Origin of the sequence: Priestia sp. P5 (genome assembly GCF_029522155.1) — a bacterium.
GTDB lineage: Bacteria > Bacillota > Bacilli > Bacillales > Bacillaceae_H > Priestia > Priestia megaterium_E.
This window is the reverse complement of sequence record NZ_JAKWFJ010000002.1, coordinates 366,562-379,298: the sequence shown is the minus strand read 5'-3', so window position 1 is coordinate 379,298 and position 12,737 is coordinate 366,562. Positions and strand designations below refer to the sequence as shown.

11 protein-coding genes and 1 riboswitch are annotated in these 12,737 nt (G+C 38.3%); of the genes, 4 read left to right on the top strand and 7 right to left on the bottom strand.

Features of this window, described 5'->3' with window-relative positions; translation table 11 throughout:
• Positions 1-80: 80 nt before the first annotated feature.
• On the bottom strand, positions 81-713 hold the full coding sequence (locus MMB69_RS18745) for an NAD(P)-dependent oxidoreductase (RefSeq protein WP_277448199.1): 633 nt from the start codon (positions 711-713) through the stop codon (positions 81-83).
• Positions 714-1,138: 425 nt separating this feature from the next.
• Here MMB69_RS18745 and MMB69_RS18740 point away from each other — a divergent pair, with 425 nt between their 5' ends.
• The 4 genes from MMB69_RS18740 (at position 1,139) to MMB69_RS18725 (ending at position 4,261) form a co-directional block, all read left to right on the top strand.
• Positions 1,139-1,336 carry a cold-shock protein gene (locus tag MMB69_RS18740; protein WP_013055689.1) on the top strand — a complete coding sequence of 66 codons (198 nt, stop codon included), beginning with the start codon at positions 1,139-1,141 and terminating at the stop codon, positions 1,334-1,336.
• Between the two features lie 131 nt (positions 1,337-1,467).
• Positions 1,468-2,247 carry an ABC transporter ATP-binding protein gene (locus tag MMB69_RS18735; RefSeq protein WP_277448196.1) on the top strand — a complete coding sequence of 260 codons (780 nt, stop codon included), beginning with the start codon at positions 1,468-1,470 and terminating at the stop codon, positions 2,245-2,247.
• On the top strand, positions 2,244-3,971 hold the full coding sequence (locus MMB69_RS18730; protein WP_277448195.1) for a putative ABC transporter permease subunit: 1,728 nt from the start codon (positions 2,244-2,246) through the stop codon (positions 3,969-3,971). Before MMB69_RS18735 ends, MMB69_RS18730 begins: the two co-directional genes overlap by 4 nt.
• Before the next feature lie 152 nt (positions 3,972-4,123).
• Positions 4,124-4,261, top strand: coding sequence for a hypothetical protein (locus MMB69_RS18725; RefSeq protein ID WP_277448194.1), 138 nt, complete (start codon positions 4,124-4,126; stop codon positions 4,259-4,261).
• An 82-nt stretch (positions 4,262-4,343) separates the two neighbouring features.
• Here MMB69_RS18725 and MMB69_RS18720 read toward each other — a convergent pair whose 3' ends face one another.
• The 6 genes from MMB69_RS18720 to MMB69_RS18695 all read right to left on the bottom strand — a co-directional run bounded on the left by MMB69_RS18720 (position 4,344) and on the right by MMB69_RS18695 (position 12,575).
• Positions 4,344-5,669 carry an amidohydrolase family protein gene (locus MMB69_RS18720; protein WP_277448193.1) on the bottom strand — a complete coding sequence of 442 codons (1,326 nt, stop codon included), beginning with the start codon at positions 5,667-5,669 and terminating at the stop codon, positions 4,344-4,346.
• 508 nt (positions 5,670-6,177) lie between these two features.
• Positions 6,178-6,279: riboswitch (purine riboswitch) on the bottom strand.
• A gap of 160 nt (positions 6,280-6,439) precedes the next feature.
• Positions 6,440-7,303 (bottom strand): sugar phosphate isomerase/epimerase family protein, encoded by an 864-nt coding sequence (locus MMB69_RS18715; protein ID WP_221783926.1) that lies wholly within the window; start codon positions 7,301-7,303, stop codon positions 6,440-6,442.
• 91 nt (positions 7,304-7,394) lie between these two features.
• On the bottom strand, positions 7,395-8,843 hold the full coding sequence (locus MMB69_RS18710; protein ID WP_277448191.1) for an aldehyde dehydrogenase family protein: 1,449 nt from the start codon (positions 8,841-8,843) through the stop codon (positions 7,395-7,397).
• A 151-nt stretch (positions 8,844-8,994) separates the two neighbouring features.
• Positions 8,995-9,951: a hydroxymethylglutaryl-CoA lyase gene (locus MMB69_RS18705; protein ID WP_264408920.1), complete on the bottom strand. Its 957-nt coding sequence runs from the start codon at positions 9,949-9,951 to the stop codon at positions 8,995-8,997.
• On the bottom strand, positions 9,951-11,159 hold the full coding sequence (locus MMB69_RS18700; protein ID WP_277448190.1) for a CaiB/BaiF CoA transferase family protein: 1,209 nt from the start codon (positions 11,157-11,159) through the stop codon (positions 9,951-9,953). The genes MMB69_RS18705 and MMB69_RS18700 overlap by 1 nt, the downstream gene beginning before the upstream one ends.
• Positions 11,160-11,270: 111 nt before the next feature.
• Complete coding sequence (locus MMB69_RS18695) at positions 11,271-12,575, bottom strand: MFS transporter (protein WP_013081988.1); 1,305 nt, start codon at positions 12,573-12,575, stop codon at positions 11,271-11,273.
• Positions 12,576-12,737: the final 162 nt, after the last annotated feature.

Sequence of the window (12,737 nt, the reverse complement as noted above, 5' to 3'; positions counted from 1 at the left end):
GCTTTATATCTATTTTGTTCTATATAAAAAACAGCTCACAACAAATGTAAGCTGTTTCTCAATATGATTCAAACGTAAGCTTATGCTTTCTCACCCACTACAGCAAAACGTTTATTCACATGTTTTTTATTCTCTAACTCATCTATTAAAGCAATCGCGTAATCAGCATAGCTAATATAGCTTTCATTTTGACTATTTGTGATCACATGATCTTTTCCTAATTGATAGGCTCCCGTGCGAGCACCTTCTGCATCAAAAAAGGCTGATGGGCTTAAATAAGTCCAATTTATAGTCGACTTTTCAAGTTCTTTTAAACCTTTTCCCATGTTTGAAGCCGTTGGATAATAAGCTGCTGGAAAACCTTCTGTGCTCATTAAAGGCGTTGTTTTTTCTGCATCTACAAATAAACTTCCCGCTCCGCCCACTACTGCGAGTCGCGTTTGAACACCTTGAAATACTTTAATAAGTGATTGTATAGACTCAACGTGGAGCTGTTCGCTTCCAGGAGGTGCATTAAATGCATCTACCACAGCATCGAACTGTTCAATGTCTTTTGAAGTAATGGCAAAAATATCTTTTTCCATTACGTTTGTTTGATTTTTTAGTTTAGAAGCATTTCGAACAATGGCTGTTACTTCATGTCCTCTCTGTTTTGCTTCTTCCATAATTAATTGACCTGCTTTTCCTGTTGCTCCAATAACACCAATTTTCATTTTTATTCTCTCCTTTTATTTTAGTTGTAACCATTACGGTTACATATGACACAAAAAAATTTGAGCTTTTTATAGCACTGCTAATTCTTCTCAGCTTGTTGTAACCATTATAGTTACAATCTATTCAATTTGTCAACCTCGCTATTCATTTTTTTTTACGAGATACAAGATTTTAGTGATTGCTAAAAATCCACAAAACAATAGCTTGTTTACTATTTCAAAATATATCCATATTTTCAACTTATTTTTATCTCAGAGTACTTTTTTATGAAAAAAGGTTTCTTTTTTATAAAAAAGTGTTATACTAGGTATATTATTTCTTGTTCGGTGTTAACAAATAGAAAGACTTTCTTTAAAGTGATTCTTATTGAAATTGAGCAGAGATAGTAATATATTCGTGGATTTTCCACACAGGAGGTACTACAATGGTACAAGGTAAAGTAAAATGGTTTAATGCAGAAAAAGGTTTTGGATTCATCGAAGTAGAAGGACAAGACGACGTATTCGTACACTTCTCAGCTATCCAAGGCGAAGGTTTCAAATCACTTGAAGAAGGTCAAGAAGTTACATTTGAAATCGAAGATGGAGCTCGTGGACCACAAGCTGCTAACGTTCAAAAGTAATTGATTAAGAAGCTGTCACTAATGTGACAGCTTCTTTTTATGCTCTTTTTTGGATTTTTTATTACATTTTATGAAACTTTATCCTTTTTCAATCGTATATGATAGTAGAAAAACAAATGAGGAGGATAAAGATGCACTCTATTTCACTATCAAATGTATCTAAAAGTTACGGTTCGTACAAAGCGGTAAAAAACATTAATTTAACCGTAGAAACTGGCGAACTATTCGGCTTTTTAGGCCCTAACGGTGCAGGAAAAACAACGACTATTAAAATGATGACAGGACTATTAGAACCTTCTTCCGGCTCTATTAATGTGTGCGGAATTAATGTGTGGGAGTCCCCTGTTGAAGCAAAACAAAAAATCGCCTACGTTCCTGATCAACCTACACTTTACTTAAAACTCACTGGTATGGAATACTTACAGTTTATTGCCTCTATTTTTAAATTATCTGCTGATGAATTCGAGAAACGCTCCAATAAATGGCTAAGCCTTTTTCAGCTAGAAGAACGAGCACATGAACTCATTGAAGGCTACTCACACGGCATGAAACAAAAAATAGCCTTATGCGGAGCGCTTTTACATAACCCTGAAATTATTTTTTTGGACGAGCCAACTGTAGGACTTGACCCCAAAAGCGCAAAAACGCTGAAGAATCTATTACGTACACTTTGCGATAATGGCGTAACGGTCTTTATCACTACTCATATTTTAGAAATTGCTGAACAGCTTTGTGATCGAATTGGCATTATTTTAGATGGAGAAGTTATTGCTTTAGGTTCCATGAAAGAGCTTAGACAGCAAGCGAACAATGATCAGTCTACCCTCGAAGACATTTTCCTCAATTTAACAGGCAATGAAGAGCAGCAAAACATCATAGAAGAACTTGCAAAAGCCGGTGAAATTCAATGATGAAACTCTTGCTTCAAACAGAAGGAAAACTACTTCTTAATCATTTTAGATCTTCTAAAAAACAGGCATACGCCACGGTTGGGTTTTCTACTTTATTCATTGCTCTTATTGTGTATTTTTTATCAAAAGGCGTATGGAGAATCGCACCCTCTCTCTCTTTTGAGCTGATGGGCAGCTTATTTTCTTATAGCTGTTTATTATTAATAGGGATGCTGGTCTTAATGGGGATCCCACAGGTATTTAAAAACTTGTATTCTTCTTTGGACCTATCTTTTTTATTTACACTGCCCATTCCGACAAGACAGCTTTTTTGGGTAAAATATATTAAGAGTTTTCTTTCTACACCGTTGATAATGTTTTTTCTATTTTATATACCATTTATCGTATACGGTATTCGAGTTCATACTAACTTTTTATTTTACATTATTTCATTTGCAGTTTTATTAAGTACAGTGGTAACTGGACTTTCTCTTTGTTATTTACTTAACCTTATATTGGTTCAACTCATTCCTGCACAGAGAGCAAACGAACTTATGACAGCCATGAGTGCTTTATCAGGTGTCATTGTGTATGTATTATTTCAACTTCCTAATTTTAGTTCTAATGGAGCACCTTTTGAAAAAGCAATAGCAGGCCTTCCCTTATTTCCTACATGGACACCTTTTCACTGGGCAAGCATAGCGATAACTTCAAGTGCTAAAGGATCTGTTCATGCTTTTGTACCGGCGTTAAGTATTATGGTGTTAGCTTTTTTAAGTATTCTCTTATCTTCTTCTTTAGTGGAGAAAGGTTTTAGAACTGGATGGGTTCGTTTAAGTGAAGGAAAAGCAAAAAAGAGAGCTAAAATTTCATCAAGCAAAAAGTATAAAGTTCATCATCCGATTATGGTTATTGGTTTGACAGACTGGAAAAACATAAAAAGAGATTTGCGAGAATGGCTCGTTTTTATGCCTTTTGTATTCTTTCTTATCTTTCCTACCGTTGGGTTTTTAAAAAGTGGAGCTACTTTAGAGAATTTAATTTCTTATAAAGATAACGTATGGCTCGGCGTACAAGTTTTTTTCCTCTTCTTTTACGCTCTCTTTAACGGATCAATGTCTGCCTCTTCCATCGCACGTGAAGCAGAAACAGCTTCACTTATAAAAAGTCTGCCGATTTCAAGTTGGCAACTCGCACTAGGTAAGCTGTGGATCAGCTGGCTGCTTCCTTTCATCCTGCTATCAACTATTGAAATTGTTCTAGGCTTGTTCATTCATTGGTCTGCTTTACAAATAATTGGTGGTATTTTGCTAAAAGGAATTTTAACCGTTGGAATTAGCAGTATCGGGATTTGGTTAGGTACCATTGGTGCTAAACACAACCCTAACAATCCTCAGAACCGTCTTACATTTGGTGTGTCGATTCTCTTAGCAATTTTAGCCTATGTGTATTTATTTATTGCCCTTATTCCATTTGCTTTACTAAACCTCCCTTCTTCATTTAAAGTATTTGCAGACGAACTTGCAGGAAGTGGATTCATTGGTTTCATAGCTGGTCTAGTTTCTGATTTGCTTTCATTTAAAATGGCACATCCTGCTATAACTTATCTAATAGGCATTGCTCTTATAATTATCTTTTCAGTAGGCATTGCTTTTCTGATGTTAAAACTTAGTACAATACGCTTAAAGAAAGGCATTCGAGTGGCAAAAGTACAATCACGTTCTACTTTAGGACGCCAGAGCTAAACAAAACATTTATAGAGATGAGGCACAGAGAAGAGTATATTCGTTGAAGCAAGGTCCGAACGAAGTGGATTTTTGATGGAGAATCCAACTCGTTCGGATCTTTTCATTAGGCTTGTGCACGTAGGATTCATGTATATAATTTCTTCTAGTTGTTGATTGGAGGGCAAGACGCAGACTCCTGCGGGAAAAGCGGAATAGGTGAGACCCCGCAGGAGCGCAAGCGACGAGGAGGCTCACCGGCCGCCCGCGGAAAGCGAAGTCTTGCACGGAAATCAACGACAGCGGTGTAACAAGTAGTGATATCTATTAGATGATTTATACTATTTGTTCATCTTTAGATTAAATTGATATAGTTATGTCTCAACCTCATTTTTAACCAATTAAAATTTGGTTTTCCTGCCAAAGGTTAGTCAAGTTCGTATCCGCGAGCCGCTGATGCGTCTCTTTTACGCTAAGCCAGCGATGTTTGTTGAAAACAAAGCGAGTTTCAGGAAGTTCAGTCCATATTTCCTGTACAGACTGCACATTTAATAGAACAAAGTTTGCTTCGTTTCCTTCTTCGACTCCATACTTTTCTTTTCCAATCAGCCGAGCTGGTATACTTGTAATCATGCGGAGCAACTGCCGCTGATCATCCGGACTTCCCATATGTGCAGCATAGGCAGTTAGTAACCCTACTTGCAGCAAGTCTGCTTTTCCAAACGGATGAAAGGGGTCGTTCACGTTATCAGATGCAGTAGCAATTGGAATCGCTGCTTTTTGTATGTCTCGAATACGCGTTACGCCTCGTCTTACAATTCCTTTATCTTCTCTTCCCTGTAAATATAAATTAGAAGCAGGTAATGTGACAACTCCAATTTTTGCCTGCTTCAAAAGATTTAAGATTTCTTTCACTTTTGCATCAGTCATTCCTGCAAGCGAGCAAAGATGCCCCACTACCACTTTTCCTTCCATATTCAGTTCAATCGTTCTATGAGCAATATTAATGATTGTATCAACAGATGGATCATCGCTTTCATCCACATGTAAATCAAGAGGTTTATTATAGGCTTGAGCGAGCGAAAACAGAGCATCAATCTCTTTTTCTGGATTTCTAGCTAAATGAGGACAGCCTCCAATCGCATCGATTTCAAGGTCGAATACTCGCTCGATTTTATTCATTTTACTCATATCATCAATGTCTAAGTTAGAGAATAGCGGAACAACCTGCACTTCCATATACGGGCTTAATTCATCTCTCACTTCGACAGCCGCTTGTAAACTTCGAAATAAACTATCTTCTTCCATGCTGCAGTCAAAATCAATATGCGTTCGAATCGTAGTCGTACCGTTACCTAATGCTTGCAAAGCAGTTTTTAACATTCGCTGCTTAATTTCTTCTTCTGGAAATGCCGGCAGGCTGCTGCTGTAATTTTTAATAGCTTCTTGAAGAGTTCCAGATATATTTGGCACTTGAGGAAGCGAATGAGCTTTGTCTAAATGCATATGCATATCTACAAATCCTGGTAATAGCACACGGCCCTGTGCATCAAGTGAAGTTTCTTTTCCTAACACGGCTGCGTGCAGCGGAAAAAACTCGTCACCTTCAAGGTAACCGTTTTGTAAAACGATAGAAGTATACATTCCATTTGAAATTTTCACTTCAAAAAGAGCGTGATCGTGCATAATTGGCAAACGAACATTAATTAAGTGAAGCAATATAATTCCCTCCTCAATTTTTCAACTTCTTCATTTTTCATAGACCGCTTTATCTTCTCTATCATTTATTGTTTAAAGCATTAATTCGCCAAATTTCGCAAATCACCTTCTCTTTAGAGACCTTTATTTACAGAGAAAAAAGCAAGAACAAAAAAAAGAGCAGCGTCCCCACGCTGCTCATCAAAGAAAAAATGCTAGAAAATAGATAGAATGTACTTCCCATGGTTAAATGAGGGCTTACAGATAAAGCTTCAGTGAGTGATTTCATGCTTTGCATCGCTATTCTCCCCAGAAAGCAATGCAGATACAAACAAGAAATTTCGATCACTCGCTCATACTGTAAATAGACACATAAGAAAAAGCCCAAACAAAGGCAGGTCTCTCAAATACAATGAGCAAAAACCTACCCGCCTGGGCTTTTATCCCTTCGGTGTCATATCCACTTCTTTTCAAAAGTGAATATGTGAATCGCTTGGACCAAACTTTCTACTAACGTAAAAATGGGAACCTAGATTCACTTTTTACTCATAGTCCTATCATTTACGGTGATAAGGTAGAAACGTCTGAGCCATATTCTCAAACATATATGAGTGAACCGTATTTAGCTTTTTCTTGTCTACAAATATACTATAGGTCTCTCTACAAGTCAACTATAAACGAATAATCTTTTTAATTAAATTATATATAGTTCGCCTTTTACAAAAGTTTACTTTTTTAAAAGTTTGTTAAACTATCTAACATCAGTTAGACTTAAAAGGGTATACAAGCACCTATCGTGTAGAATGAAAACGCAGCTGATCTTGATGAGAAACATACTTCTTGCGCGGATGTTTATCTAAGTATTGTTTAGCAGTTTGTAAACATTGACGCGCAAACTCTTCATACCCTAATTCGTTGGCACGTTTTACATTTGGCAACTCTATGGAATAAGGAACCTGCGGGATACGATTAATAATACTTGCAACATCAATACCTTCTTCATTTAAATACAATCGTTCTTCTCTAAGAACTCGAGTCATCTCCTCCTTTGAACTTGGAATTTCCGCAGAAGCATTGCAAAGATGAAGATAGCGAAACCACTCACGAGGCACGTCGTCCAAATCTTCCACCTTATCTCCTGATCGATGAAAATGGTGGATATCAATCATAAGACCTGCATTTTCACGATTAGCCGTATAAAGAACATCCATTGCGCCTTTAAGGTTGTATACGCTCGCAATAGGAACAAATTCTAATTCAATGGTTAACCCAAAAGGCTTAGCTAGATCACAGAGTTCAGCAAAGCATTCGATACCAAAATTGCGATCGTCCGTCCAAATGCTACTAAGGACGTGACGTCCTCCAAGTTCAGCAGCTGCTTCCATTGCAGGTAAGTAACGTTTTGGATCAACTCCTTCATAGATACGTGCTAACTCTATATCAAGGAGCTTCACTCCTGTCTCTGACATGGCAGATTTTGTTTCTCGCATCAGCTGCTTATTTTCAGCTAACGCATAATTAGGCTCTCCAGGCAACCCCATGTAAATAGGCCTTAAACTAACAAAATCATACCCTGCCTTTGCAGCCATATACGTCATTTTAGGCGGTGAACATCCAAGAACAGTAAGATATGCAAGTGAAAATTGATTAGGCATTTTATAAATTCCTCCTTTATTCAAACGAATTAGATCGATCTAATCAAAATGACGATATATATTTATAGACGTCCTACATATTGATTTGATTTTAATTCTCCGTAGGGAGTCTTAATACAATCATCTTCGTTTCAGTCATTTCTTCAACGGCGTAACGTGGGCCTTCTCTGCCAATACCGCTGTTTTTCACTCCGCCATATGGCCAATGATCTAATCTAAAGTTAGATGTTCCATTAATAACTACACCGCCCATTTCAAGAGAATGAGCCACTTTATAAGCCAAATCCATTTTGTTCGTAAAAATCCCTGCTTGAAGACCAAAAGTAGAATCATTTGTCTCTTCAATAGCTTCTTCAATCGTACCGTACGGGACAATACTAATAATAGGACCAAATACTTCTTCACAAATAACTTTGCTTTCTTTAGAAGGATTTAGTAGAACGGTAGGTTCCACCGTAGCTCCGCGGCGCTTTCCTCCGCATATCACTTGTGCTCCCGATTGTACGGCCTCATCAATCCAGCTCGTCACTCGCTCAGCTGCATGGACATCTACTACACACCCTACATCCGTATCAGGCAATAAAGGATCTCCGATTTTAAGTTTCAGCACCTCGTCTTTTAAAAGATTGGTAAACTCAGAGACCACAGATCGATGTACATAAATTCTCTGAACAGAGATACAGCTCTGGCCAGAATTGCTAAATCCGGTTTTAGCACACATAGCCGCAGCACGATTTAAATCTGCGTCGTTATGGACGATCGTTGCAGCATTTCCTCCTAGCTCGAGCAATACTTTTTTCATTCCAGCTAGCTCACAGATGTTTTTACTAGCTACTGTTCCACCTGTAAATGAAATAATATTCACACGATCATCTTTTACAATTTGCTGTGCAACCTGTCTTCGACCAAGCACCATATTTACAGCATTTTTAGGGAAGCCTGCCCGCAGCAGCAGCTTTAAAAGCTCTGTTGCAATTAAAGTTGTTTGCGAAGATGGCTTTAAAATAACGCTATTCCCAGCAGCAAAAGCCGGCCCAATTTTATGGCATACAAGATTTAAAGGAGCGTTAAACGGTGTGATAGCCGCTACAACACCAACGGGCACTCGGAAAGTAGATGCAATAGCTTGTGCACCTCGTTCTGAAACGTCGCCAGGCAATGTTTCACCAATCAATCTTTTTGCTTCTTCCCCTGACAGTTCCAATGTTTCGATTGAACGGGCCACTTCGTCCAGCGTATTTTTCAAAGGCTTTCCTAATTCTAAAGAAATAAGTCGAGCAAATTTTTCCTTCTCTTGTTCTAGTAATAGAGCCGCTTTCTTTAAGATTTTAGAACGCTGGTAAGAAGAAAGGGCAACAACATGTTTTTTTGCTTCATATGCTGATGCTAATGCTTTTTCAACATCTTCTTCATTCGCTAATAGCTGCTCACCTATGACTTCTCCAGAATAGGGGTTTTTTATTAAAGCTACTTCTCGATCTTCAATAATCCATTCACCGTTAATATAAGGCTGTGATTTCTTTTCAATAGTTTCTATCATGTTTAGCACCAACTTTTCATTTTTATTAAACAAACTTTTATATAAAACAAGGCCTGAACGTTTTTACATGAGAGGAAAATAGATCGATCTAATTTATTTTAATTTAAACGCTTCCATCACTTCCTAAAAGGCTATCATGTTTACGGCTTAGTTATACTAATTTCTCTTGAACCTTTGGCTTGGCATGAAGTTCTGAACAAGGACCTGCTTGTAGCATATAGCTTCCACCGTCATGGCCAATTACGTGCTTTACCTCTTTTGCTGCTTGAATAAGCTTGTTAAGATCGATGCCCGTATGAATTCCCATTTCACTTAATCCATGAACCAGGTCTTCTGTAGCTATATTTCCAGTGGCGCCTGGAGCGTAGGGACACCCTCCTAAACCGATAATAGAACTATCAAAATGAATAACACCCTGCTGCAAAGCAGCTACTACATTAGAAAATGCCATTCCTCTCGTATTGTGCAAATGCATGGAGAAAATAATGCCGGGATAATTTTGTTTAAGAAACCCTAGTATACGATACACTTGCTGAGGGTTTGCCATCCCCGTTGTATCCGCTAAAGAAATTTCTTCGACACCCATCATTCTGTATCGTTCTACAATAGAAGAAATGCGTTCTATAGCAACCTTACCTTCATAAGGACATCCAAACGCTACCGAAATTGAACCTCCCACTTTAACGTTATGCTTTTCTGCTAATTCGATAATAGGGTAAAAACCTTTTTGGGCTTCTTCTACAGAACAATTTGCGTTAGATAAGCTGTGAGAATCTGTAGCTGAAAGCATAAGCTTTAACTTTTTCACTCCGGCGTCAATGGCTCTCTGTGCACCTTTTACATTCGGCACTAACGCGCGAAATTTGATATTGGTTAAATCTTGAACACTTTCTACGACCTGCTCGGCATCCTTTAACTGAGGAATCGCTCTCGGATGTACAAAAGACGTAATTTCCATTGATTGAATGCCTGTCTTGGCTAGCTGACGAATAATAGATATTTTTTCTTCTGTAGGAATCCACTCATGTTCAGCTTGAAACCCATCTCTTGGAGCTACTTCACAGATTATGACTTTTTCCGGTAATTCTATTTTTTGAATAGTATTCATTAAATAACCCCCTTTTCTTTTAACACCGCTAAGTCTTCACTTGATAACCCCAGTCTCCCGCCTAGAATTTCTTCATTATGTTCTCCCAATTCAGGGGCACGATGACGAATTGCTCCCGGTGTATGTGAAAACTTTGGCACTACTCCCGGAACCTTAATTTTTCCTAGGCGGGGGTGCTCTACTTCTACAATGTTTTCTCGTTCTCTGTACTGAGGATCATTAAATATATCTTCAATGCTGTAGATAGGACTAACTGGCACACCAAATGAATCTAACTTTGCCTGCAGCTCGTCTTGAGTGAAGGACTTAATCCAATTTGACACAATTTCCTGAACTTCATGATCATGCTTTAGACGCTCTACGTTTGTATAGTATCGCGGATCCTTTAACATATCTTTTCTTTCCATTGCCTCTGCAAGACGATCAAAGGTAGAGTCTGTACTACATACTAATACAACAAACTTTCCGTCTTTTGTTTCATATGTGCCTGCAGGGCTTGAGTGACCTGCAAGTCCAGGGCTTCTCTCTCTTACTTTTCCGTTTTGATCATATTCAGCGATTAAAAACTCCATCATTCGAAAAATAGATTCATATAATCCCATTTCTACTACTTGACCTTCCGGCTGTTTGTGTACATCTCTATGATAGATAGCGCTTACACAAGCGAACGCGGTATATATGCCCGTTACATAATCTAGTAAAGAGTAAGAAGGACTGACGGGCGGACGATCTGAATATCCTTGTAAATAAGTATGTCCGCTAAATGCTGTACCAGGTGTACCGAATCCAGCTTTTTCTCGATAAGGACCTGTTTGTCCATAACCTGATACGCGCACCATTACTAGCTTAGGGTTAACTTTTTTAAGCTCTTCATATCCTAAGTTCCATTTTTCCAGTGTACCGGGGCGAAAATTTTCAATTAAAATGTCTACTCCACTAATTAGCTTTTTGAAAATTTCTGCTCCTTCTTCTGATCGAATGTCCAGCGTAACAGACTTTTTATTGCGGGCAAGTCCGGGCCACCTTAAGGGTTCAGTCCCTTTCCAAGGCCCTACAGTCCGAAGCGTATCTCCTTTTCCCGGAAGTTCAATTTTGGTTACTTCCGCCCCCAAGTCCGCTAGTAAAGTAGCTCCAAAAGGAGCAGCAATCATAGTAGAAATATCCAGTATTTGAACTCCTGTTAAAGGTCCATAATTTTTGGTTAACACGTTGAATCCCCTCCGGTAATAACTGTTTGTATGCTTAATTAAGATAATTAATTAGTAGATTTCCTTTGATATGTTAAAAACGGATATCATTAGTCAAAATATTAAGATTATTTATTTTTCTAAAGTTAACTCTTTTTCTTCTAATAGGATAGACTCTTTGCTTTCAATCGGGTCTAAATCTGTTAATAAGAACGTATAGCTTAAAATTCCAATCACTAAAAAAGCAGCTGCTAAAAGGAAAGCATACATAAATGAACCCGTGGCCTGAACAATAAACCCAGTCGTAATAGGTGCAACAATAGCCATTGAGTTATTCCCGAATGTTAAAAGTCCCGTTAATGTTCCTACCGTTCCTTTTGGTGCAATAAATGTAGGAATGCTGTAGGCAACAGCAGATGTGACAACAAGACCTCCAAGTGCTGTTGAAATCCAAAATACAGCTACGTTCGCACTGTGAGTAAACGCTGCCCCAATAATTGACAAACCAAATACCATACCTATTACTAGAAAAAACTTGCTGACACGCGTCCGGTTATACCCTTTGTTAATAAGACGATCAACAAGCCAGCCCCCGATTACTATTTCAGTAATGGTACCTACAATCCAAGGTATAGCCGAGTACCAGCCTGATTTTAAAATAGACATGTTCATTTCTGTTGCTAAATATCCAGGAAGCCAAGTCAAGAACAAAAACCATGAATAGCCGTATGCCGCAAACCCAATGAATACTGCCCAGACTTTTCTTTTAGTTAGCAAATATCGAATGTTCTCCATTGCACTGCCTTTAACTTCTTCTGAACTTTGAGAACCGCCTTGAACAATGTAGTCATATTCTTCTTTCGTTAAACGCTCATCTTCATGAGGTTCACGATACCAGATCCAATAAACAATAGCATATATGAAACTAAGAATAGCAGTTGCTAAGAAACCGCCTCGCCAGCCCCACTCTGTTACAATTAGTGCTAATATAGGCGCCCCGATGGCGTTGGAAAGTTTGGATTGAGAATCATAAGCTGCTATAGCTTTTCCGCGTTCCTGACGCGGAACCCAATGGCTAACTGCTTTGGCAGCAGATGGAAAGAATGGTGCTTCTCCAACTCCTAACAGCACTCGAGATAAAATAATTAACCCCCATCCATTTGCTACTGCAGTTAAAAGACAAGCTACTGTCCATATCACAGTCGCTACACGCGTTACCCATTTTACGCCTATTTTATCTAGCAAAGGCCCTATAGGAAGTTGAAGTAAAGCGTAAGACCATGCAAATGCTGATAGGAAAATCCCCATCTGACCTGCTGTCAAGTTAAATTCTTTTTGTAACAATGGCATAGCAATGGACATATTAATTCGATCAAAATAGTTTACAACTACACCAACCGCAATCAAGAATACAATCGACCAACGATGTTTTTTCATTATCTTCCCTCACTCATAAGATTTTAAGTATGCGCTTTCATTTTTGTGAAATATTTCTTTGCTCAGATCCCATTTACAATTGCTTACTTACATAAAGTCTGCCTGAACTAAAGTTGAAAGATGGCAATGCTGAAAACCTAATCCTCTAGCTATTTACTTGTT

Coding starts and splice junctions, on each gene's coding strand:
- MMB69_RS18745 (WP_277448199.1), bottom strand. CDS start 713: ATGAAAATTGGTGTTATTGGAGCAACAGGAAAAGCAGGTCAATTAATT.
- MMB69_RS18740 (WP_013055689.1), top strand. CDS start 1,139: ATGGTACAAGGTAAAGTAAAATGGTTTAATGCAGAAAAAGGTTTTGGA.
- MMB69_RS18735 (WP_277448196.1), top strand. CDS start 1,468: ATGCACTCTATTTCACTATCAAATGTATCTAAAAGTTACGGTTCGTAC.
- MMB69_RS18730 (WP_277448195.1), top strand. CDS start 2,244: ATGATGAAACTCTTGCTTCAAACAGAAGGAAAACTACTTCTTAATCAT.
- MMB69_RS18715 (WP_221783926.1), bottom strand. CDS start 7,303: ATGCCTAATCAATTTTCACTTGCATATCTTACTGTTCTTGGATGTTCA.
- MMB69_RS18710 (WP_277448191.1), bottom strand. CDS start 8,843: ATGATAGAAACTATTGAAAAGAAATCACAGCCTTATATTAACGGTGAA.
- MMB69_RS18705 (WP_264408920.1), bottom strand. CDS start 9,951: ATGAATACTATTCAAAAAATAGAATTACCGGAAAAAGTCATAATCTGT.
- MMB69_RS18695 (WP_013081988.1), bottom strand. CDS start 12,575: ATGAAAAAACATCGTTGGTCGATTGTATTCTTGATTGCGGTTGGTGTA.